At 32.9% G+C, this 22092-nt stretch carries 23 protein-coding genes; 9 read left to right on the top strand and 14 right to left on the bottom strand.

The features are described 5' to 3' along the window. Window positions 1-33: 33 nt before the first annotated feature. The 7 genes from ACNQGJ_RS14475 (at window position 34) to ACNQGJ_RS14505 (ending at window position 6552) form a co-directional block, all read left to right on the top strand. Window positions 34-1254: a DUF1015 domain-containing protein gene (locus tag ACNQGJ_RS14475; protein WP_417974238.1), complete on the top strand. Its 1221-nt coding sequence runs from the start codon at window positions 34-36 to the stop codon at window positions 1252-1254. A gap of 32 nt (window positions 1255-1286) precedes the next feature. Beyond that, complete coding sequence (locus ACNQGJ_RS14480; protein ID WP_417974236.1) at window positions 1287-1940, top strand: YggS family pyridoxal phosphate-dependent enzyme; 654 nt, start codon at window positions 1287-1289, stop codon at window positions 1938-1940. A 57-nt stretch (window positions 1941-1997) separates the two neighbouring features. Beyond that, window positions 1998-2336: a four helix bundle protein gene (locus ACNQGJ_RS14485; protein ID WP_417980383.1), complete on the top strand. Its 339-nt coding sequence runs from the start codon at window positions 1998-2000 to the stop codon at window positions 2334-2336. Window positions 2337-2491: 155 nt separating this feature from the next. Then, a complete protein-coding gene (locus tag ACNQGJ_RS14490; protein ID WP_417974234.1) occupies window positions 2492-3853 on the top strand; it encodes an exonuclease domain-containing protein in 1362 nt (453 codons plus the stop codon). 26 nt (window positions 3854-3879) lie between these two features. Next, window positions 3880-4713 (top strand): ion transporter, encoded by an 834-nt coding sequence (locus ACNQGJ_RS14495; RefSeq protein WP_417974232.1) that lies wholly within the window; start codon window positions 3880-3882, stop codon window positions 4711-4713. Window positions 4714-4872: 159 nt separating this feature from the next. Next, window positions 4873-5790 (top strand): tRNA (adenosine(37)-N6)-dimethylallyltransferase MiaA, encoded by a 918-nt coding sequence (gene miaA / locus ACNQGJ_RS14500; RefSeq protein ID WP_417974230.1) that lies wholly within the window; start codon window positions 4873-4875, stop codon window positions 5788-5790. Window positions 5791-5811: 21 nt separating this feature from the next. Then, entirely contained in the window at window positions 5812-6552 is a 741-nt protein-coding gene (locus ACNQGJ_RS14505) for an acyl-[acyl-carrier-protein] thioesterase (protein ID WP_417974228.1), read from the top strand. A 52-nt stretch (window positions 6553-6604) separates the two neighbouring features. Here the strand turns inward: ACNQGJ_RS14505 and ACNQGJ_RS14510 are convergent, their stop codons facing one another. From ACNQGJ_RS14510 to ACNQGJ_RS14570, 13 genes are all read right to left on the bottom strand, one after another. Then, on the bottom strand, window positions 6605-7321 hold the full coding sequence (locus ACNQGJ_RS14510) for a response regulator transcription factor (RefSeq protein ID WP_417974226.1): 717 nt from the start codon (window positions 7319-7321) through the stop codon (window positions 6605-6607). A gap of 3 nt (window positions 7322-7324) precedes the next feature. After that, the gene (locus ACNQGJ_RS14515; protein ID WP_417974224.1) at window positions 7325-8908 is read right to left on the bottom strand and encodes a sensor histidine kinase; all 1584 of its coding nucleotides are present in this window, start codon (window positions 8906-8908) and stop codon (window positions 7325-7327) included. A 59-nt stretch (window positions 8909-8967) separates the two neighbouring features. Beyond that, window positions 8968-9564, bottom strand: a complete 597-nt coding sequence (coaE, locus tag ACNQGJ_RS14520; RefSeq protein WP_417974222.1) for a dephospho-CoA kinase — start codon at window positions 9562-9564, stop codon at window positions 8968-8970. A gap of 1 nt (window position 9565) precedes the next feature. Next, window positions 9566-10567: a glycosyltransferase family 2 protein gene (locus ACNQGJ_RS14525; protein WP_417974221.1), complete on the bottom strand. Its 1002-nt coding sequence runs from the start codon at window positions 10565-10567 to the stop codon at window positions 9566-9568. Window positions 10568-10689: 122 nt separating this feature from the next. Beyond that, on the bottom strand, window positions 10690-11499 hold the full coding sequence (locus tag ACNQGJ_RS14530; RefSeq protein ID WP_417974338.1) for an enoyl-ACP reductase FabI: 810 nt from the start codon (window positions 11497-11499) through the stop codon (window positions 10690-10692). A gap of 113 nt (window positions 11500-11612) precedes the next feature. Then, the gene (gene fabV, locus ACNQGJ_RS14535) at window positions 11613-12803 is read right to left on the bottom strand and encodes an enoyl-ACP reductase FabV (RefSeq protein WP_417974219.1); all 1191 of its coding nucleotides are present in this window, start codon (window positions 12801-12803) and stop codon (window positions 11613-11615) included. A gap of 96 nt (window positions 12804-12899) precedes the next feature. Beyond that, window positions 12900-14552, bottom strand: coding sequence for a DNA repair protein RecN (recN, locus tag ACNQGJ_RS14540; protein ID WP_417974217.1), 1653 nt, complete (start codon window positions 14550-14552; stop codon window positions 12900-12902). A gap of 54 nt (window positions 14553-14606) precedes the next feature. Further along, the gene (gene porD / locus ACNQGJ_RS14545) at window positions 14607-15491 is read right to left on the bottom strand and encodes a type IX secretion system protein PorD (protein WP_417974215.1); all 885 of its coding nucleotides are present in this window, start codon (window positions 15489-15491) and stop codon (window positions 14607-14609) included. 75 nt (window positions 15492-15566) lie between these two features. Further along, a complete protein-coding gene (gene coaBC / locus ACNQGJ_RS14550; RefSeq protein WP_417974213.1) occupies window positions 15567-16778 on the bottom strand; it encodes a bifunctional phosphopantothenoylcysteine decarboxylase/phosphopantothenate--cysteine ligase CoaBC in 1212 nt (403 codons plus the stop codon). Between the two features lie 8 nt (window positions 16779-16786). Then, window positions 16787-17104, bottom strand: coding sequence for a DNA-directed RNA polymerase subunit omega (locus tag ACNQGJ_RS14555; RefSeq protein WP_026709525.1), 318 nt, complete (start codon window positions 17102-17104; stop codon window positions 16787-16789). A gap of 8 nt (window positions 17105-17112) precedes the next feature. Continuing rightward, window positions 17113-17907: an outer membrane protein assembly factor BamD gene (locus ACNQGJ_RS14560; RefSeq protein ID WP_417974211.1), complete on the bottom strand. Its 795-nt coding sequence runs from the start codon at window positions 17905-17907 to the stop codon at window positions 17113-17115. Window positions 17908-18035: 128 nt separating this feature from the next. After that, on the bottom strand, window positions 18036-18923 hold the full coding sequence (dapA, locus tag ACNQGJ_RS14565) for a 4-hydroxy-tetrahydrodipicolinate synthase (RefSeq protein ID WP_417974209.1): 888 nt from the start codon (window positions 18921-18923) through the stop codon (window positions 18036-18038). Between the two features lie 7 nt (window positions 18924-18930). After that, a complete protein-coding gene (locus ACNQGJ_RS14570) occupies window positions 18931-19443 on the bottom strand; it encodes a DUF6913 domain-containing protein (protein WP_417974207.1) in 513 nt (170 codons plus the stop codon). A 52-nt stretch (window positions 19444-19495) separates the two neighbouring features. On the opposite strand from ACNQGJ_RS14570, the gene ACNQGJ_RS14575 reads away from it, so the two are divergent. Further along, a complete protein-coding gene (locus ACNQGJ_RS14575; RefSeq protein WP_417974204.1) occupies window positions 19496-20275 on the top strand; it encodes a 5'-nucleotidase C-terminal domain-containing protein in 780 nt (259 codons plus the stop codon). A gap of 192 nt (window positions 20276-20467) precedes the next feature. Next, a complete protein-coding gene (locus ACNQGJ_RS14580) occupies window positions 20468-21379 on the top strand; it encodes a bifunctional metallophosphatase/5'-nucleotidase (RefSeq protein ID WP_417974202.1) in 912 nt (303 codons plus the stop codon). On the opposite strand, the gene ACNQGJ_RS14585 is transcribed toward ACNQGJ_RS14580, so the two are convergent. Beyond that, window positions 21369-22085, bottom strand: coding sequence for a hypothetical protein (locus tag ACNQGJ_RS14585; RefSeq protein ID WP_417974200.1), 717 nt, complete (start codon window positions 22083-22085; stop codon window positions 21369-21371). The two genes, ACNQGJ_RS14580 and ACNQGJ_RS14585, sit on opposite strands and share 11 nt — an antisense overlap. Window positions 22086-22092: the final 7 nt, after the last annotated feature.

A 22092-nucleotide genomic window follows, 5' to 3' on the forward strand; every position in this document is an offset into this window, starting at 1 on the left:
GAAAACTGCGACTCTGACTGAAAACTAAATCAGATGGCTAAAATAATCCCTTTTAAAGCAGTTCGTCCCACTCGCGATAAAGTTTGCCTTGTTACTTGTCGATCTTACGAAGAATATGTAAATGCTGAATTAGCGGCGCAGCTGGATTTTAATCCGCTATCGTTTTTGCATATTCTAAAACCAGCTTACACCAATCAGGAAACGGTATCTTTCGAAAAAAGATACCGCCAAGTACATCAAAAATATGTGGATTTCAAAAATGAAATCATTTTAGTAAAAGATAAAAAGCCCGCGATTTATATTCATAAAATCGTAACCAAAACGCATTCATTCACGGGCATTATTGCAGGGACAAGCATCAAAGATTACAGCAACAATATTATCAAAAAACATGAAGATATTATTGATTTTAGAGTCCGATTACTCAAAGATTATATGAAATATTCAGAGTTTAATACAGAGCCGGTTCTTATGTCGTATCCTGATAATAAAACCATCGAAAACTGGATTTATAACTGTACTCAAAAATTAGCCGATTTTGAATTTTCAACCACAAAAAAGGAGATTCATTATCTTTGGAAAATTGAAGATGCATTAGAAATTAATTGGCTACAAAATATATTTGAAAAGACAAATAATCTTTATATTGCTGACGGTCACCATCGCACCGAAGCACTGAAATTATTATCTGAGGAAAATGATGATCCAGAAAATACTGCAAAAAATCATATTCTGAGTTATTTAATTTCTGAAAATAATGTCAAAATATATGAGTTCAATCGTTTAGTAAAAGACTTAAACGGTCTCTCGAAAGAAGATTTTATAAAAGAATTAGAAAAGAATTTCATTATTGAAAATAAATTTCAGCAACCTTTTCAGCCTTCTCAAAAGCATCAATTTGGAATGTATCTGGACAATTCATTTTATAGCTTAGTGTTACGAAAGGAAAATGAAGTTTTCTTAACTGCTTTGGATGGTTTAGACACGCAAATTTTATACAAAAAAGTGTTGCTGCCGATATTAGCCATCGAAGATTTACGCAATGATGAACGAATAGAATACCTCTCAGGAAAACAATCCGTTTTAGAGGTAAAAAATAAAATTGATCAAGGAGAATTTGAAATCGGTTTTATACTATTCCCATCAAATATAGGAGAAATAAAAGCCCTGGCTGATGCCAATCTAATTATGCCTCCAAAAAGTACCTATATAGAACCGAAGTTTAGAAGCGGATTGGTAGTGTATGAACTTTAGGATTTAGAACTATTTAAAATCAAAACATTAAAATGTCAATAGCAAATAACATAGTAAAGATAAAAGCTACTTTACCGGAACAGGTAACCTTAGTTGCAGTTTCAAAAACCAAACCCATTCCAGATTTAATGGAAGCGTATGAAGCCGGTCAGCGCATTTTTGGAGAAAACAAAATCCAGGAAATGGCGGAGAAATGGCAACAAATGCCCAAAGACATTCAATGGCACATGATAGGTCACGTTCAGACAAATAAAGTCAAATTTATGGCGCAATTTGTGAACTTAATTCATGGCGTGGATAGTTTTAAATTACTACAGGAAATTAACAAACAAGCGCTAAAACACCATCGAATTATCGATTGTTTATTACAAATGCATATTGCCGAAGAAGAAACTAAATTTGGTCTTGACAAGGAAGAACTCTCTTACCTCCTATCATCAAACGAAATTCAGGAACTGAAGAATATTAGAATCGTTGGATTAATGGGAATGGCTACTTTCACAGCCAATAAAGATCAAATCAAAAAAGAATTCATTCATTTGAAATCTATTTTTGATCAATTTGCAATTCAAAATTCACAAATTACCATCCTTTCAATGGGAATGTCAGGGGATTATCAACTTGCTGTTGAATGCGGAAGCACGATGGTTCGGATTGGAAGTAGTATCTTTGGAGGAAGAAATTAGCAATAACGAAATTCAATTTCAATAAAAACGCATATAAACGAACCTAATTTTGAAAAAATATACAGTTTTGAAGACCGTTTAGTTCGATTTGCAGGTGAATGTATTTTCTTTGTTAGAAAATTAGAAAAGTCTTATGAAATTGAATATTATAAAAACCAACTGATAAGATCATCTGGAAGTTCTTCACTGAATTACGGAGAAGCTCAAGGAACAATAACAAGTAGAGATTTTATATTTAAAGTTTCCCTTTACGTAAAGGAACTCAAAGAGTCCAGAAATTCATTAAAAGTTCTTGATTATATAAAAACAGGAGATTTAGAAGAAAGAAAGTGGCTTTTGACAGAAGTTGAAGAACTTATAGCCATCGCTTCAAAAATGATAAATAACAAAAAATAAATCAATGGCAATGGCAAAAAATCAATTGCAATAGCAATAACAAAATTCAATTACAATTATCAAAAATTCATATTAGAAGTTGATAATCAAAGTTGCTTTTTTTATTGAAATTGAAAAATTGATATTGACATTGATTTTTGATATTGATATTGAAAATGTACGCAATACTCGACATAGAAACCACTGGAGGACAATTTAACGAAGAAGGAATTACTGAAATAGCCATCTATAAATTTGATGGTCACGAAGTGGTGGATCAATTCATCAGTTTAGTAAATCCAGAAATTCCAATTCAGCCATTTGTAGTGAAACTTACTGGTATCAATAATGCCATGTTACAATCTGCCCCTAAATTTTTTGAAGTAGCAAAACGCATCATCGAAATGACTAACGATTGTGTCATTGTGGCGCATAACGCTTCTTTTGATTATAGAATCCTACGAACTGAATTCCGGCGATTGGGGTATGATTTTGAAGCCCGAACGCTTTGTACGGTTGAATTATCAAAAAAACTGCTGCCAGAGCAACCTTCCCATAGTTTAGGAAAACTGGTTCGTGCTCTTGGGATCCCAATGGCAGACCGTCACAGAGCCAGTGGTGATGCATTGGCGACTGTTAAATTATTCAAAATTCTTTTAGAAAAAGATTTAGAGAAAGAGATTGTAAAAGATTTTATCAAGCTGGAAATCGAAAAAGGAATTGCGCCAAAATTACTGGATATCGTGGCTGGCTTACCCGCAAAAACAGGCATCTATTACATCCATAATGTAAAGGGCGATCTGATTTACATTGGCAAAAGCCGAAACATAAAAAAACGTATCAACCAGCATTTTACAGGCACTTCTATTAAATGTAAAAAAATTCAAGCCGAAGTTTTCACCGTAACGTATGATGAAACCGGGAGCGAATTGATTGCTTTATTAAAAGAAAGTGAAGAAATTAAAATCAATAAACCCATCTATAACAGAGCCCAACGAAAAAGTATTTTTCAACTGGCTTTGTATGCTGAAAAAGATGAAAAAGGATATATTAATTTGAAACTTCAAAAAGCGGATGGTCGAAAAAAAGAAATTACCTCCTTCACTTCCTTGCAAGAAGGCAAAAATACGTTGTTTAGCATCACTTCCCATTATAATTTGTGCCAAAAACTAACTGGTTTATATGTCTCAAAAACAAACTGTTTTCAATACAGCATAAAAGAGTGTGACGGTGCTTGTATTGGTGCCGTTTCTCCCGACGAATATAATGCAAGAGTGCTTAGTTTTATTGAGAAAAACAGTTTCGAAAATCAAAACATGATACTCATCGATCGAGGAAGAACCATTAGTGAACGATCAGCAGTTTTGATAGAAAACGGAATTTATAAAGGCTATGCTTTTTATGATTTAAATTATCAAATCAACAATATCGAAATACTGAGGAACATCATCATTCCAATGCAAAATAACCGTGATACTAAAAATATAATCCAGGGACACATCCGAAAAAATAAAACAATAAAGACCTTAAAATTCTAAACGCATAAAGTAATAACTAAATAATTATGCAAAGAACAAAGTCACTATTCACCGCTTTTAGACAAAAAACAAATATTATAATTTACGGAACCAATACCGCTTCCGGACGATTATTCGATCTTGTTCTTTTAGGTGTTATTCTTGTCAGCGTGGTGATCGTTATGCTCGAAACGGTAAAAGAGTTTGACCTACAATACCACAATGAACTTATTGTTTTGGAATGGATTATAACTATTTTTTTTACCTTAGAATATCTACTCCGAATTATATCCATCAAAAAGCCGTTGAAATACATCTTTAGTTTTTATGGAATAATTGATTTGATCGCGACTTTACCCATGTATTTTTCGCTATTCATTGTAGGAACCAGTGTTCTAACTGTTGTTAGAGCTCTTAGATTATTACGGTTATTCAAAATTTTGAAACACCCAAAATTCTCGAGCCAATCCACTCATCTTAAAGAAGCCTTGACTGCCAGCAAAGGAAAAATACTAGTTTTCATCTATTTCATGTTAATCAGCAGCATCATAATAGGATCAGTCATGTATGTTGTTGAAGGAAGTGAGGGCGGTTTCACCAGTATTCCCATAAGTATTTATTGGACAATTGTAACACTGACAACCGTGGGATATGGAGATATTTCGCCTATAACGCCTTTGGGTCAGGCCATCGCATCGGTAGTAATGATAATGGGTTACGGAATAATAGCCGTTCCTACGGGGATCGTCTCTGCTGAATTTGCAAACAGCAACCGTAAAAACAAAGTAAAGGCCGCACGAATCAATCCGTGCCCAGATTGTGGAGCCGAGGTACACGAATTTAACGCAAAATATTGCTACCATTGTGGCAAAGGACTATAATTTATTAATTAGAAGCAATTCCAGCTGTACACTGCAACTCCTCGTTATTTCAATTGTTTTTCTAAGGCATAAAAGGAGCTTCCTTTGGTCGCTCTTTTACACCAAGAAAAACTAACTTTCATAACTCCGGGGTTTCCGTTTCCATCTGGGCTAGACAACATGAAATACTTAATCACCATTATCGGACCCACGGCTATAGGAAAAACTTCTTTGAGTATCGTATTAGCCAATTATTTTAAATGCGCGATTCTTTCCTGTGACAGCCGACAGTTTTTCAAGGAAATGACCATTGGAACCGCTGTACCAAACAAAGCCGAGTTAGAAGCTGCTTCGCATCATTTTATCCAAAACAAATCGATCTTCGAGAATTATACCGTTGGTGATTTCGAGAAAGGAGCTATTGCAAAACTTGACGAATTATTTCTGAACAATGATTACGCCATTCTGGTTGGCGGTTCCGGATTGTATGTTGATGCCATTCTAAAAGGGTTTGATGAATTTCCAGAAATAGACGCATCAGTACGAACAGAAATTAATTCGAATTATGAAAAACTTGGAATTGGCTATTTACAACAAAAACTCGAAATTTTAGATCCTGATTATTACAAAACTTTAACTGCCGAGAATCCTCAAACCTTGCAAAATCCACAACGAATGATGCGTTTTGTAGAAGTATGCGTGGGTTCCGGAAAACCGTATTCTTCTTACTTAAACCAGAAAAAAAACAACCGAAACTTCACTCCTATTTTAATAGGTTTAGAAGCAGACAGAAAGATTATTTACAGCCGAATCAATCAACGCGTTGACATAATGATGAGTGAAGGTTTATTAGCAGAGGCAAAAACACTATTCCTACATAAAGAATTGAATGCGCTGCAAACTGTGGGTTACAGAGAATTATTCAGATACTTTGACAGAGAAATTTCATTGGAATTTGCCATTGAAGAAATAAAGAAGAACACTCGAAGATTTTCTAAACGCCAATTGACTTGGTTCAAAAGAAATGAAAACACCAAATGGTTTGATTTTGAAACTCCCTATAAAAATATTGTTGAATATATTAATTCAAAAAAATAAAACAAACCTATACTTATTTATATGCCCATCTCTCCTAACTTCACTTCCATTCTCAGCAAAGACTGGGAAATCAATTTTACACAATGTGCACCAAATGGATTTTTAAAATACACGGATTTGTGTACTATTTTACAATTAACGGCTGCGGAACATTCAGAAATTGGTGGAATCAGTTTTACCGATATGCAGGAATTTAACCAAGCTTGGGTTTTGAGCCGAATGCGTGTGGAAATCTCTAAATTACCAAAATGGGGAGATACTGTAACCGTAAAAACATGGATCAATTCCTTAGAGAACTCCCGTTCAGTTCGGGCCCTGGAAATGCACGTAAATGAAGAAAAAATGGTGGGTTCTGAAACTTTCTGGGCCGTATTTAATACTCAAAAACGTCGGCCGGAAGCATTAGCTTTGCCGTATCAACATTTTGAACTATTTCCCGAAAAAAGAGCTACTTTAGAGGGTTTTTCTAAAATAAATTTCAATAATGAGAAAGAAATAGTTTTTGAAAAGAAAGTTTTTTTATCCGATTTAGACATTGTAAAGCATGTCAATAATGTCAAATATCTAGAATGGTGTTTGGATCTGATTGATGAAAAACTAATCCTGCATCAAAAAATTAAAAGTTTTGAGATGAACTTCTTAAAGGAATTGTCGCTAAAGGATAAAGTGATTATCCATGAAAGTATTTCCGACAGAGAGACTGTTTTTAGCATTACAAAAGAAGACAAGACGCGTTTTGCCTTGCAACTAAACTGGAAATAAATATCTTTTTAATCCAAAAAAAAAGCCTCAAATTCTTGAGGCTTATGTCTATTTATTCTACTACTTTATTCTTTACAACTAATCTGAATCCTTCTCCGTGGATGTTTAAAATTTCTACATCTTCATCAAGTTTCAAATACTTTCTCAACTTAGCGATGTACACATCCATACTTCTTGACGTAAAATAGTTGTCATCTCTCCAGATTTTTGTCAAGGCTAATTCTCTTGGCATCAAATCATTTTCGTGAAGAATTAACATTTTCAATAATTCATTCTCTTTTGGAGATAATTTTATTGGCTCTTCATTATTGAAGGTTAAAAAACGAAGCTTTGAGTTCAAATGAAATTTACCAATATTAAATTCAAATTGTACTTGTTCCGCTTTAGTATCAGATGATTTTCTTTGGATAATTGCTTTAATTTTCATCAACAATACTTCAGAATCAAAAGGTTTATTCAAATAATCATCGGCACCTGCTTTATATCCTTTCAACACATCTTCTTTCATTGATTTGGCCGTCAAGAAAATAATGGGAACTTCATTATTTTTTTCTCTAATTTCTTTTGCCAAAGTATAACCATCTTTGTAAGGCATCATTACATCCAGAATACATAAATCGTAAGTATCCTTTTTGAATTTTTCGAATCCTTCCATTCCATTTTTGGCCAAAGTGACGTCAAAATCGTTTAGCATTAAATAATCTTTTAAAACTGCTCCAAAATTAAGGTCATCTTCAACTAAAAGTATTTTTTTATTTACATTTTCCATATTCTAATTTATTAATGGTAATTTTATTATGAAGGTACTCCCTTTTCCCTTTTCACTTTCTACATAAACTTGACCGTTATGGTCTTCAACGATTCTTTTTACGTAAGCTAAACCTAAACCGTGTCCTTTTACATTATGAATATCTCCGGTATGCTCTCTATAGAATTTTTCAAAAATTCTTTTCTGCGCTATTTTACCCATTCCTAATCCACTATCTTTTACTTTAATAATAACCATATCTTTGATATTTTCAGTAAAAATTTCAATTTCAGGAATATTAGGTGAGTATTTTACAGCATTTTCTAAAATATTTACAATGACATTGGTAAAATGAACATCATTGATTAAAACTGTGGTTCTTACCGCTTTAAAATAACAGGTAATTGTACCCTGTCTGTCTTCTAAGATCAAATTCACATGATCTATTGCATCTTCAATTATTTCATGAATATTATTTGATTCCTTAGTAATATCTAATTCTTTCTTTTCTAATTTTGAGATTCGCAACACATTTTCTACTTGTGCATGCATGCGTTTATTCTCATCCTTAATCATTTGAAGATATCGCAAAACCTTCTCTTTATCATCTATTATTTTTGGATTTCTAATTGCATCCAAAGCAAGATTTATAGTAGCAATTGGAGTTTTAAATTCATGTGTCATATTATTTATGAAATCATTTTTGATTTCAGAAATTTGGCGTTGCCGTATTAATTGATTCAGTGCACTTGAATACGCAATTAAGATTATCAGTGTAAAAACAATTGAAAGAACTGTTATACTAACAAGTTCTGACAGTAAAAATTTCTTTTTGTGAGGAAATGTAACCAACAATTGGTATTTGCTGTTTCCTTCATTATCTGAAAATATTGGAGTTGAATAAGTGGCTTCTTTGTCGTATTTAAAATTATTAGATTTTACTTTCGTAGCTAAATTACTACTGTAAACACTAAACTCAAATTTAGTATTTACACCAGATACTTCGAGCTCTTTTTTGATAAGTTTACTCAACGTTTCTTTTGAAACTCTTTCCTGAATAGGTAAAACAGAAGCGAAATCTTTATAAAATATTTCAAAGGAAGCATTGTCTAAGACATCTAAATTACCAGTTTTCTCTACTCTTACATCAGGTATTAAACTTTGCGTAACACCCGACTTATCAATAGAATTATTGTTATAAACTTCTGTAACCCGTTTAGAACTAAAACTTTTGAATTTCTCACTATCAAATTTTTTATCAAAGAACGTTGGTGAAATGTTGTAATCTTCAGAAATTATACTGTTTGAATATATAATTGTTTTATTGGTTCTTGGGTTTTTCTGAACATAATAAAATTCTAATATATCATTCTTCTTTGGTACTTTTCCTGTACTGTCTTTATAATGATTTATTTTATCGTAAAAGTTATATGCTTCCTGTTTTTGAATTTTATCCGCCACATTACCAATAACTTGCTTGACATGGAATTTAAATTGCTCATCGTTATTTTTAAAAGAGGTATTAAACCAATACACCTGAACAAGAATTATCCCAATTAAAGACAAGCTCATCAATAAAACAAGTAACCTGAAAAATAGTTTATTCATCGAAACAAATTTAGTATTTTAACAATAAATTAAATAATAGATTAACCAAACATTAACACCTATAGGGCATTTTGCCTAATCTTTAAAATTTTAAGAATTTTAACAACTTCTAATTTTGTAGTTTTTGAAGAAGTATTCTCTATGACGAAATCGCTTTTTGAGATGCGCTGTTCGTCAGTCCATTGTGCATTTATTCTTTTCAAAACAAGTTTTCGTGTCGTTTTATCACGTTCCATAACTCTCTGGATTCTTACCGCTACTGGTGCTGTGACAGTTACAATTACATCGCAATTTTTGTAACTACCGCTTTCAAATAAAATAGCAGCTTCATAAATGACATATGGGACATTTTTATGTTGCAAAAGCCATTGCTCAAAATGCTTTTTTACCGCAGGATGAACAATCTTGTTGAGTTTTTCTAATTTTTCAGGGTCATTGAATACAATTTTAGCCAGTTTTTCTCTATTCAATTTCTCGTTTTCAAAAACTGCGTCGCCAAATGTACTTTTAATGGCTTCAGTAATGATTGCAGAGTGCATGATTTTTCTGGCTTCATCATCAGCAATGTACACAGGTATTCCAAATGAATTAATATAATTTGCTACAGTGGTTTTCCCACTTCCTATACCGCCAGTTAAACCAATTATTTTTACCATGTTACACTTTAAAAAATAATTCCGGGAAAGCATCTTGAGGTTTTTGCTTCAAAATGATAATTTTATAAAATGATTTTAAAAAACCCGTACCGTAACCGTAAAATTGTTTCCAAACAGCTATCAATGATAAATACCCGATTTTTAAACTTTTATTTTGATACGAAGACACCAAAAATAGTAATACAAAATAAACAAAATACAATTGAAGCAGCAAATCAAAATTAAAAATCAACATTAATAAAAAGGAAGTAAAAAATCCAATTATGAATACCGAAGGAAAGAAGAAAGTAAGCTTGTTGTATTTTGGATACCAACTATTCAAAATTGGTCGTGCTTTGCCAAATTTATTTACCTGAATGGAAAACTTATTCCAATCAATTCTTCGCTTGTGATACACAAAAGCACTTGGAAACAGTTTAGTTTCAAAACCTAAGTTCCACAACCGAATTGACAAATCCGGATCTTCACCAGGATGGATGTTTCCAAAACCTTGCGATGCTTCAAAAGCTTTTCGCGACAATCCCATATTAAAACTTCGAGGCTGAAACTTATCTATTTTTTCCGAACCACCTCTAATTCCACCCGTAGTTAAAAAAGAAGTCATTGCGAAATTAATTGCTTTTTGAATGTCTGAAAAACTGTCTAAAGCTTTATCAGGTCCTCCAAAACAATCTACATAGTCCTGTTTTAATGCCTTGTCAACTTCTGACAAATATTGTGTTGGTATAATACAATCCGAATCGAAAATAATAAAATAATCGCCCCTGGCTTTGTGCATTCCATAATTTCTGGAATCACCAGGACCTGAATTGTCTTTGTAATAATAAGAAATATCTAATCTGTCCCCATATCTCTGCGCAACATCTTTACAAACTATAGAGGAACCATCTTCAACAATAACAATTTCAAAAATTTCGTTATAGGTCATATGAGATAAACTCTCCAAAAGTTCCTGAACTTCATCCGGACGATTGTAAACTGGTATAATTAGGGAAAATAGCATAAAATTAAAAATGTGGTATTAAAGATGTTTTTTAAACTTAAAAAATTTTAACAAATGTAATCTTTATCCATAAAAAAACCATCAACTATTAGTTGATGGTTTTATAAATAAGTTGCTGCGTTTTATTCAAACATTTCCATTACTTCCTGACTTACTCCCATATTTGAGAAACCCCCATCATGTAACAAGTTTTGCAAAGTCACTTTTCTGGTCAAATCAGAAAACAGGGTAAGGGTATAATTAGCACAATCTAAAGCAGATGCATTTCCCAGAGGTGACATTTTTTCGGCAAAATTTATAAATCCGCCAAAACCTTTTACACCTTGTCCTGCCGTTGTAGGTGTGGGGGATTGAGAAATAGTGTTGACTCTTACTTTTTTATCTCTACCAAAGAAATACCCAAAACTTCGTGCAATAGATTCTAAAAACGCTTTGTTATCTGCCATGTCGTTATAATCTGGAAACACGCGTTGTGCCGCCATATAGGATAGCGCGACAATACTTCCCCACTCGTTCATAGCATCTTTTTTATACAAAACCTGCATTACTTTATGAAAAGAAACCGCCGAAACATTCCATCCTTTTTCGGTATAATCATAGTTTTGATTGGTGTAATGATTGCCTTTTCGAACATTTACTGACATTCCGATCGAGTGTAAAACAAAATCAATTTTACCGCCTAGTATTTCCATAGCCTGATCTACTAAATACTCTAAATCAGCCACTGAGGTTGCGTCAGCAGGGATAATTTGAGCATTTGTTTTTTGCGCAAGCACATCAATTGTCCCCATTCGGATGGAAGCTGGAGCATTTGTAAGGACAAAAGTTCCTCCTTCCTCAAAAACTCTTTCTGCGGTTTTCCATGCGATAGAATTTTCATCTAAAGCGCCAAAAATGATTCCTCTTTTACCTTTTAATAAGTTATACATAATACAATTAATTTAAGTCTGTACTTTAAAAAATAATGCATCTTAATTTCGAAATGAATAAAACCATTGTGAAATTAAGATGCATTACAGAAACTAAATATTTAATTCAGTAGCAATTAAGCAATACTTTCGATGCTTACCACTTCGTCTGCATCTGCTTTATAATCAACTCCTGCTACGTCAAAGCCAAATAGATTGTAAAAATCTTTTCTATAGCCTTGTAAATCTCCTATTTCAGATAAATTTTCAGTTACAGCTTCAATCCACAATTTAGCCACTTTTTCTTGAACATCAGGACGCATTTCTAAATCGTCAATACGGATTCTACCTTTTTCATCGACTGGAACTTCATTTCCCGTGTATAATCTTTGTTGGTACAAGCGTTGAATTTGTTCGATACAACCTTCATGAATTCCTTCTTCCTTCATTATTTTGTATAATAATGAAATATAGAGTGGAATAACAGGAATTGCAGAGCTAGCTTGAGTAACCAATGCTTTATTGACCGAAACAAATGCTTTTCCATCAATTGCCGCTAAACTGTCAGTGATCGCAAAAGCAGTCGCTTCAAGATGATCTTTGGCACGACCTATTGTTCCTTTTCTATAAACGGCTTCAGTCAATGATGGCCCGATATATGAATAAGCAACAGTTGTAGCGCCCGGAGCTAATAAATTTTGAGCTTTTAATGCATCAATCCACATCGCCCAATCTTCACCTCCCATTACGGCAACTGTGTTTTCTATATCATCACCACTGCAAGGCTCAATTGATATTTCTGAAACTGTGCCCGAATGAAAATCAACGGTTTTATTGGTAAAAGTACTTCCGATAGGTTTCAACGTAGAACGATGCAAAACACCGGTAACTGGATGCATCCGAACAGGAGAAGCTAAACTATAGATTACTAAGTCTACTTGACCTAAATCAGTTTTTATAAGATCTAATGTTTGTTGTTTTACTTCATTCGAAAAAGCATCTCCATTGATACTTTTTGCATATAAACCGGCAGCATGAGCTTCCGTTTCAAAAGCTGCAGAATTATACCACCCTGGCGAAGCTGTTTTACCTTCTGCTGGAGGTTTTTCAAAAAATACACCAATAGTTCCTGCATCAGAACCAAAAGCACTTGTAATTCTAGAAGCCAAACCAAAACCGGTTGAAGCTCCAATAACCAATACTTTTTTAGCCCCGTTTATAGGTCCATTTGATTTAATATATTCAATTTGATTTTTAACATTTTGTTCGCATCCTTTTGGGTGAGATGTCGTACAAATAAATCCTCTCATTCTTGGTTCAATAATCATACTCTAGGTTATTCGTTTTTTTATTTATTCGTGTAATCGTTTTTATGCTGATGCAAAAGTCTTGCTTTTATAAGGAAACAAATATATAGTAAAAAATTAGTTCAGCAAGGCTTTAGCATGATTTAAGGCCGAATCAGAAACAACAGTTCCTGATAACATTTGAGCAATTTCGACCAGTCTTTCCTCTGCATTTAACAACTTCAATTCAGACAAGGTGTCCTCTCCTATAGTTGATTTAAACACTTTGAAATGCGCATTTCCTTTGGCCGCAATTTGAGGTAAGTGGGTAATCGCAAAAATTTGCATTTCCTGACTCATTTCTTTCATTATTTCGCCCATTCTATTGGCAATTTCGCCCGAAACACCAGTATCAATTTCATCAAAAATCAAGGTTGGTAATTTTGAATATTGTGCCAATATCGCCTTAACTGCCAGCATAATCCTAGACATTTCTCCACCGGAAGCTACTTTTTTCAATAAACCAAAATCAGTTCCTTTATTAGCAGAGAATAAAAACTGAAGCTCATCTTTTCCATTTTGGAAATACGTTTCGGTAGTAGTAATATCAATATTAAAGCGAACATTTGGCATTCCCAAAGTTTCTAAAATCGTAATTAACTTTTGAGATAAAACTGGAATAGAATCCAATCTATTAGCATGAATAGTAGTGGAAAAAACATCTAATTCAGCTGTTTTTTGTCCAATAGAAATTGTCAGTGCAGTAATTTCTTCTCCCATATTGCCTAATTCTAATACTGAATTTTCTAGATTCTCCTGAATTTTCAGTAATTCCTCTACCGAAGAAACCTGATGTTTCTTTTGCAAATTAAAAATCACCTGAAGTTTTTGGCTAATTAAATCCAGTTGTTCCGGATCATTAATCAACTTCTCTGAACAGCGAATCATTTCATCCGAAATATCATCAAACTCAATGGTTAAGCTGGTAATTCTTTCTAACAAAGTATGATATTCAATCGAAAAAGAGGCTATTTTTTGTAATGAAACCTTTATTTCATTCAAACTATGCAGCACTCCAATCTGTTCTTCATTGGCTAGAGCCAAAGATTTATCAATAGATTCTTTTATAATTTCAACATTATTCAGTTTCTCAAAATCAGTCTCAAGCGATTCTTGTTCGCCCGATTTTAATTGTGCTCCAACTAATTCATCTAATAAAAAAGTATTGTATTCTTGTTCTTTCTTAGATTCGCTTTGTTTTTTCAAAAGCGAATTTAATTTGGATTTATCCGATTTATAACTTTTTAAAAGCGTTTGATATTCCAGAATTGTTTCTTTATTATTGGCAATTGCGTCTATAATTTCGAACTGCACATTTTCATCCGAAAGTTCTTGGGTTTGCTGTTGCGAATGAATATCTATCAGGAACAAGCTTAGTTGCTGCAATTCCTGAAGATTTACAGGACTGTCATTTATAAAAGCCCTAGACTTTCCTGAAGGAAGGATTTCACGCCTAATGATGGTGTCATTTTCGTAATCTAAATCATTTTCCTCAAAAAAAGGACGTAAATTATACTTAGAAATCTCAAAATGAGCTTCAATCACACACTTTTCTTCTTTGTTTTTTAACGAAGTCAAATCGGCTCTTTTTCCTAACACCAAACCTATCGCACCTAATATTATTGATTTTCCTGCTCCGGTTTCTCCGGTAATTATTGAAAACCCTTTTGAAAAATCAATAGACAATTTTTCTATTAAGGCATAGTTTTTTATCGAAAGTGACGTTATCATTTACTATATTGTTTTGTGATGTGAAGCTTATTTAAACTAAAAATTGGAAATCAATTAATATTTTATCAGCGTCCATTTACTTGAATTCAAAGGAGAAATTTTATTCAGATTATCTGCTAAATCTGAGATTGTAATACTGGGTCCACCAGAAAATATAGAAACGATTTCATCTGATTTAGCATCAAAAAAGACACGCGTTAAAAATGCATTGGGTCTGGAAGTATTTAGATTACCCAAATCGATTAGTGATTCTTTTATTTTTTCTTTAGATGCTTTTAAATCCTGACTCATTAAGTCTAAGCCAGCGTGATATTCGAACATAGTTAAGCGCACTTGTTTAAATGCTGGGGATAAAATATCGTTTATCAAAAAGTAGCGATTTTGATTTCCATCGGATTGACTCCATCCTTTAGAACCTCCTTGTTGTGCCACATTCGAGATGTTTTGCGCCGTTTCAAAATACGAATTTCCAGATCCAGAAACAAAAGTATCAGCATCCATTCCTAAAATCATGTAACTGTAAAAAGCTATAACAGAAACTAGGTTGGAATCGAATGTAGTTGGACTGAAAATTAGATTTTCAAACTCAGTATATCTAAAATTAAAGTCTTTATCATTATAATTTAATACCGGAGAGGAATAAGAGGAATTAAAAATAGGTCTTGAAGATTGCACTTGAATAGTCGCAGTAAATTGATCTGAGTTGTTCGAAGAAACAGTAATGTACATCGAACAATTAATTTTTTCATTTTGCTTTACCGCTTGTCCAGTCCAATCCGTTTTATTAATATACTCGCTTATCGAAGTTTGCAGTGTTTTAAAAACTTGCTGATTGGTAACGCTCAATGTTTGTGAATCAACCGTAACCGTACAGTTTAGTTGTTGCGCTTGCGTAAGCCCAAAAGTAAAAAGCAGAAAAAAAATAATTATTTTATTCATCTCTAGATTTGTATTATTTCTTATCTCTTGGCTGTGTAATTCAAACAATGTATTTGAATTACAAATCCGTTACGCTCATTTCATAAAATGCATTTTCACTTTATGTAGAATATCATCTGCAACAGCTTCTTTCGATTTTAATTCCATTGGCTCAATATTGAAATACTTATCAATAAAGGTAACTTTATTTGTTGGTTTACTAAAACCAGCACCCTGATCTTGCAGCGAATTTAAAACTATCAAATCTAAGTTTTTTTTCTGAATTTTCAAGGTCGCATTCTCAATTTCATTTTCTGTTTCTAAAGCAAAACCTATCAGAAACTGATTTTTCTTCTGTTCCCCCAAAGAAGCTAAAATATCCTTTGTTTTTTCGAGCTCTATTGTAAAGTCATCCGCAGCTTTTTTTATTTTTTGTTGTGCGACATTCTTGGGTTTGTAATCTGCAACGGCAGCAGCAGCAATGGCAACATCCACATCAGCATAAAACTGATGACAAGCCACATACATTTCTTCGGCAGAAACAACATTAATTACATTTATTAAAGGATTTGAAACTTTACAATTTGTAGGTCCCGAAACTAAAATCACTGACGCACCTAGATTTGCAGCACTAATTGCTATATCAAAACCCATTTTTCCTGAAGAATGATTTCCTATAAAACGTACAGGATCTAATGCTTCGTAAGTGGGACCGGCAGTAATTAATATTTTTTTCCCCTTGAGCGGTAATTTACTATTTAAATCTGCTTCGATAAAAGTTACAATGTTCTCCGGTTCCGCCATTCTTCCTTCTCCGGATAATCCGCTTGCCAATTCACCGCTTCCAGCAGGAATTATTGTATTGCCAAACTGAGTCAAAGACGCGAAATTAGCAATTGTAGAAGGATGTTTGTACATGTCTAAATCCATTGCAGGAGCAAAATACACTGGACATTTTGCTGATAAATAAGCTGCAATCAAAAGATTGTCACAAATACCAGCGGTCATTTTAGATAAAGTATTTGCGGTTGCTGGAGCAATTAACATCAAATCAGCCCAAAGTGCTAATTCAACATGATTATTCCATTTTTCATTCTCGTCGTCTTGATTATAAAAACTGGAATGTACTGGATTTTTCGATAAGGTAGATAATGTAAGTGGAGTTACAAAATCCTTAGAAGCAGGTGTCATTATCACTTGGACATGTGCACCTGCTTTTATAAAAAGTCGTACTAATGTTGCGGTTTTATAGGCTGCAATTCCACCAGAAACACCAAGTAGAATTTTCTTACCGCTTAAAACTGACATCGTACCTATTATTTATTTGAATCTCTGTGGTAAATTTTACCATCTAACCATTCTTGAACTGCTAAAGCGTGTGGCTTAGGTAGTTTTTCGTAAAATTTAGAAACCTCAATTTGCTCTTTGTTTTCAAAAACTTCTTCAAGACTGTCATTATATGTAGCAAATTCTTCCAATTTCTCAGTCAATTCTTTTTTGATTTCAGAATTGATTTGGTTTGCTCTTTTAGCCATAATGGTTATTGCTTCATATACATTCCCAGTAGGTTCTTCAATAACAGTTTTGTTGTATGTTATTGTATTTACCGGAGCATTCGTCTTTTTTAAATCCATGACTTTATTTATTTAGTAAATTTTTGTAAATCTTTATCTATTCGCGCTAACATATCGTTAGCTACTTGCTTGTATTTAGTGTCTGCTTTAAATTTAATCAAATTCAATTGTGCTGTTTTTGCAACATTTAATCGATCTTCCATTTTTGATGGAATACTATTAATTGCCAATTGATATGCTGAATCTAACTTGTAATATAACGCATCTTCTTTGAACGGAGTTCCCGGATAATCTGCTACAAAATTATCTAAGGCAACAATTGCTGATTTATAGTCAGAAATTGTATTGTAACCTTTAGCGTTTTCGAAAACCTTTTTCTCTATTTTCTCGCTTAATACTTTTACAGCTGCATTCGCTTCTCCTAAATAGGTTGAACTGGGATAATTATCAATAAATGTTTGCAATTTATCTAATGCTTTAGTAGTATCCGCCTGATCTAAACTGTAAGCGGGTGACAACATAGAGTAGCTTTTTGCTCCTAAATAGGCTGCTTCTTCCAGTTTTTCACTTTTTGGATATCCTGAAACAAAACTCTCAAATTGATATCCTGCTAAATAATATTGCTGTGTTTTGTAATACGACTGAGCAAACATGTAAAACAATTTTTCTGCTTGAGGTTTTCCCCTGTACGCTGGAGCAATTTGTTCAAAAATACGAATCGCTTTAGAATATTTCCCTTCATCGTATAATTTTGTAGCCATTTCAAATTTAATAGCCACATCTTCGGTTTTCAATGCTTTTTGGTATTCGTTACAAGAACTGAATAAAGCTACAAAAAGCAACAGAGATAGTATTTTTTTCATTTTTTTACTTTTTTTATGATTTCTTGGCTGAAACAACCCATGAAATCATACCGAAGTTTCGGTGGCAAATTTAGTTATTAATTTAGCGACTTCAAAATATATTTTTTGTTTAAAAAAAGACTCTTTTTTTACCCTTGTTTATTGACTTTTTTGACAAATTGATCAATTCTTCCTGCTAGCGAATCGTCTACCTTTATTAAGGGCAAACGTACTGTGTTTTTTGAAATACCCAGTGATAGAAACACTTGTTTGATTCCTGCCGGATTTCCTTGCTCAAAAATCATATCAATACAATCCGCTAAAAGGTATTGAGATTTGTATGCTTCATCCACTTTCCGATTTAAACCTAATCGAATCATTTCAGAAAATTCTTTGGGAAAACCTTGCCCAATTACAGATATAACGCCTGATCCTCCTGCCAAAACCATCGGCAAAGCTATCATATCATCTCCTGAAATCACAAGAAAATCCTTTGGTTTATTTTTCAATAATTGCATCGCTTGAACGATATCTCCGGCTGCTTCTTTTATTGCAACGATGTTTTCAAAATCATTAGCCAAACGTATAACCGTTGCAGGTAACATATTGCTGGCCGTCCTTCCAGGAACATTGTATAAAATCACTGGAATTGGCGATGCTTCAGCAACTGCTTTAAAGTGTTGATAAATACCTTCCTGAGTGGGTTTATTATAATACGGAGACACTGATAATATTGCTACAAATGAAGACAAATCTCTAGTTTTTAACTCTTCAACAACTTTAAAAGTGTTATTCCCTCCTACTCCAAGTACTAATGGCAAACTTCCATTATTAGCTTCGATTACAGTACTAATAACTAATTCTTTTTCGTCTTGTGACAATGTTGCATTTTCTGCAGTTGTCCCCAACACTACGAGATATTCAATTCCTCCGTCGATTGCAAAATTTACAATTCTTTTTAATGCTTCGGTGTCAATTGAAAAATCTTCTTTAAACGGGGTTACAAGAGCAACACCGGTACCTATTAATGATTGCATATTAAATTTATATTTTGTTTAATAATTTTAAATATTTGAATAACTCACTTACAAAAAGTGTATAATTGCGAACCTCTGTTTTAATTATAAAATGATTTAATCTTTTGTCTATTGATGAAAAACCGACTTTAAAATGCGCTTTGGAATTATGAGTAATTTTTAACAATAATGCTTTTTCTAAATCGTAATAACTGATTAACAAATCAAATTTCTCACTGATAAAAGTATTAATTTTCAACGAAGAAATTTCTCCATTCCACTGCAGATTTCCTGAATTAAATACAAGATATTTTTTCTCTACTGTTTTCTTAAATAGACCTGCATAAATAATTGTTGTTATATTTTCTCGTGCAATTCCATTTGCTACTAATTGTTGAATCAATAATTCTGTTTCGACAAAACGAGTCGCATCAACCAGCAAACCAATTGTTTTTACAACCGTAACTGACTCACTATTTTTTAAATTTTGAAAGCTTTTTTTTAATGTTTTTTTAACAAAAAAATCTTTTATATAATTCAAAACATATTACTTTTACTTGATTACAAAATTAATTAATTAAGTTGCATTTAAAATGGTAAATCTAAAAAAGTATAACGATTTTTCTAAACTTTTTGTTATATTCTTAACATTTTTGTTTGTTGCTTCTTGCAGCAAACAAAATTATTACGTTACTAAGATAGAAGGGAAACGAATTCCAATCACCGAAAAGGAAAATCAAGTTCCTCAAATTGAAAATTTTATCAAACCTTACAGAGAGCACATCAATAAAGATTTAGACAGTATTCTAGCATATTGTCCGGAAACATTAGATAAAAGCACCGGTAAATGGCAAACTACCATTGGTAATTTGATGGCTGATGTTACATTAATGAGAGGAAACACTGTATTTCAAGCCCGAGAAAAAAAGAACATTGATATATGTTTGCTCAACAGCGGAGGAATTCGTTCGATACTTCCAAAAGGAAATGTGACGGCAAGAACGGCTTTTGAAATCATGCCTTTTGAAAATAGTTTGGTTGTGATTGCTTTAAAAGGAGAACAAATTCTTGAAATGGTCGATTATTTTATAGCCGAAAAAAAACCACATCCACTAGCTGGAGTAACATTTACCATTGACAAAAACAACCTTCCTAAAAACATATTAATACAAGGAAAACTCATTAAAAAAGAGACTGTTTATTATGTGGGAACGAATGATTATTTATCTAATGGCGGCGACAACATGAATTTCTTTAAAAAAGGCATTCAGAAATTTGATTTAGACTATAAATTACGAAATATTCTTATTGATTATTTTAAAGCAGTAGACACAATTCCTGTGATAAATGATATAAGAATTACGGTTGAATAAAAATAAGTGTTCAGTTTTCCGTCGCAGAATTCCGTTTTTAACAACCGTAAGTAATTTTAAAACCACAAAGCCGTAGTCCCGAGTGAAGAGGAAATCATTTTTTATCGTTTTTCACGATAAAAAATATTGCAACGAAAAGCGGGACACGAGCAAAGCGAATTGACGAAGTAAATAGCTCCAAAAAAATATAAAATGAAAAGAAGAGAATTTATAGAAAAAACAGCTGCCAGTTCAGCTTTACTAAGTTTAGGTTTATCATTAAGCAGCTTTGAATCTTCGCAAAAAAGACATTTGACAATCTTACATACTAATGATGTACACAGTTACATTGATCCATTTCCTGCAGATCATCCCAGAAATGCAAATATGGGTGGCGTGGCGCGAAGAGCAGCCCTGATTGAAACGATCCGAAAAGAGAATCCAAATGTGTTATTGCTGGACGCGGGTGATATTTTTCAAGGAACGCCCTATTTTAATTATTACGGCGGAGAACTGGAATTTAAATTGATGAGCATGATGCAATATGATGCTTCCACGATAGGAAATCACGATTTTGATAACGGTGTTGAAGGTTTGCATGCTCAAATGCCGCATGCTAAATTTGAGTTTATATCAGCCAACTACGATTTTAAAAACACCGTTATGGATGGTTTTGTAAAACCGTACAAAACATTCAACAAGAATGGTATCAAAGTGGGTGTTTTTGGACTTGGAATAGAGCTTGCCGGATTAGTTGATAAAGGAATGTATAAAGAAACGGTTTATAACAATCCGCTAGAGTCCGCTCAAGATATGGTTCGTATTTTAAAGCAAGAACTAAAGTGTGATTTAGTAATTTGTTTGTCTCATTTAGGGTATAAATATAAAGATGAACCTAATAAAATATGTGATTTGAAATTAGCCGAACTTACGCAAGACATTGACTTAATCATTGGTGGACATACACACACTTTTCTAGACAAACCTACCATTGTAAAAAACCTTGCCGGTAAAGAAGTCCTGGTTAATCAAGTGGGTTGTTATGGTATAAATCTAGGAAGAATTGATTTTTATCTGGATAACAATAAGGCTAACGCTTTTGAGGGGAAATCGATTATTGTATGATAATAATCGATTTCTTTTTAGCATTTATCGTTTCTGTATCGATAATAAATCGATAAAAAGAATAATAACTTGTAACATACAAAATCATTGCCAATGGCCTGAAATAAGTGGGTGGCAGCGTAGATAAAAAACATTTCTCAACAAAAACTGTAAAATAGAGCGCTACTGATAATAACCCGAATATCCCCAGCCATGGCGTATATTCAGTCTCATTCATAAAATAGTTAGACAAAACAATCCCACCAAGTATTGATACCAGAACATTTTGAATGATAAGAGAATAATAACTACTTTCTGAAATTTCATCTGACAGGGTAAGCATATAAGAGAAAATAAAAATGAAAGGTATAAAGCCAATCAATATTGGCACAAAATCAGTAACCTTACTCAATTTTATTATAAAAAAAATGACCAACAATCGATGCGCCAAAACAGTAATCAATCCAATTATCAAAGCCGTTTCCGAATCTGATAAAATAAAAAAAATAGTCATTAATAAAAATAACATCGTTATAAAAAAAAATGAGTTTCTTTCTTTAGAAGTAATCCAATAAAGATACATTATCAAAATAGCTACAACCGGTCTAAAAGCAAACAAAATTGCTTTGAATGAAAATAACTCGGCGATAACTTCCAGCATAACAAAAGAAAATAACAACAGACAAATTCCGTTTTCTAGTAAAAATTTATTTTTTTTAAGTAGCATCAGAATC

It is taken from the genome of Flavobacterium cryophilum, from assembly GCF_048286555.1.
In the GTDB taxonomy this organism is placed as follows: Bacteria; Bacteroidota; Bacteroidia; order Flavobacteriales; family Flavobacteriaceae; genus Flavobacterium.

What these genes read in the sequence shown, in the direction of transcription:
- fabV (WP_417974219.1), bottom strand. Translation starts at nt 12,803, where the DNA reads ATGATTATTGAACCAAGAATGAGAGGATTTATTTGTACGACATCTCAC.
- ACNQGJ_RS14505 (WP_417974228.1), top strand. Translation starts at nt 5,812, where the DNA reads ATGCCCATCTCTCCTAACTTCACTTCCATTCTCAGCAAAGACTGGGAA.
- ACNQGJ_RS14555 (WP_026709525.1), bottom strand. Translation starts at nt 17,104, where the DNA reads ATGGATTTAAAAAAGACGAATGCTCCGGTAAATACAATAACATACAAC.
- ACNQGJ_RS14585 (WP_417974200.1), bottom strand. Translation starts at nt 22,085, where the DNA reads ATGCTACTTAAAAAAAATAAATTTTTACTAGAAAACGGAATTTGTCTG.
- recN (WP_417974217.1), bottom strand. Translation starts at nt 14,552, where the DNA reads ATGATAACGTCACTTTCGATAAAAAACTATGCCTTAATAGAAAAATTG.
- ACNQGJ_RS14515 (WP_417974224.1), bottom strand. Translation starts at nt 8,908, where the DNA reads ATGAATAAACTATTTTTCAGGTTACTTGTTTTATTGATGAGCTTGTCT.
- ACNQGJ_RS14475 (WP_417974238.1), top strand. Translation starts at nt 34, where the DNA reads ATGGCTAAAATAATCCCTTTTAAAGCAGTTCGTCCCACTCGCGATAAA.
- dapA (WP_417974209.1), bottom strand. Translation starts at nt 18,923, where the DNA reads ATGCAATCATTAATAGGTACCGGTGTTGCTCTTGTAACCCCGTTTAAA.
- miaA (WP_417974230.1), top strand. Translation starts at nt 4,873, where the DNA reads ATGAAATACTTAATCACCATTATCGGACCCACGGCTATAGGAAAAACT.
- ACNQGJ_RS14510 (WP_417974226.1), bottom strand. Translation starts at nt 7,321, where the DNA reads ATGGAAAATGTAAATAAAAAAATACTTTTAGTTGAAGATGACCTTAAT.
- porD (WP_417974215.1), bottom strand. Translation starts at nt 15,491, where the DNA reads ATGAATAAAATAATTATTTTTTTTCTGCTTTTTACTTTTGGGCTTACG.
- coaE (WP_417974222.1), bottom strand. Translation starts at nt 9,564, where the DNA reads ATGGTAAAAATAATTGGTTTAACTGGCGGTATAGGAAGTGGGAAAACC.
- coaBC (WP_417974213.1), bottom strand. Translation starts at nt 16,778, where the DNA reads ATGTCAGTTTTAAGCGGTAAGAAAATTCTACTTGGTGTTTCTGGTGGA.
- ACNQGJ_RS14560 (WP_417974211.1), bottom strand. Translation starts at nt 17,907, where the DNA reads ATGAAAAAAATACTATCTCTGTTGCTTTTTGTAGCTTTATTCAGTTCT.
- ACNQGJ_RS14575 (WP_417974204.1), top strand. Translation starts at nt 19,496, where the DNA reads ATGGTAAATCTAAAAAAGTATAACGATTTTTCTAAACTTTTTGTTATA.
- ACNQGJ_RS14480 (WP_417974236.1), top strand. Translation starts at nt 1,287, where the DNA reads ATGTCAATAGCAAATAACATAGTAAAGATAAAAGCTACTTTACCGGAA.
- ACNQGJ_RS14495 (WP_417974232.1), top strand. Translation starts at nt 3,880, where the DNA reads ATGCAAAGAACAAAGTCACTATTCACCGCTTTTAGACAAAAAACAAAT.
- ACNQGJ_RS14525 (WP_417974221.1), bottom strand. Translation starts at nt 10,567, where the DNA reads ATGCTATTTTCCCTAATTATACCAGTTTACAATCGTCCGGATGAAGTT.
- ACNQGJ_RS14490 (WP_417974234.1), top strand. Translation starts at nt 2,492, where the DNA reads ATGTACGCAATACTCGACATAGAAACCACTGGAGGACAATTTAACGAA.
- ACNQGJ_RS14580 (WP_417974202.1), top strand. Translation starts at nt 20,468, where the DNA reads ATGAAAAGAAGAGAATTTATAGAAAAAACAGCTGCCAGTTCAGCTTTA.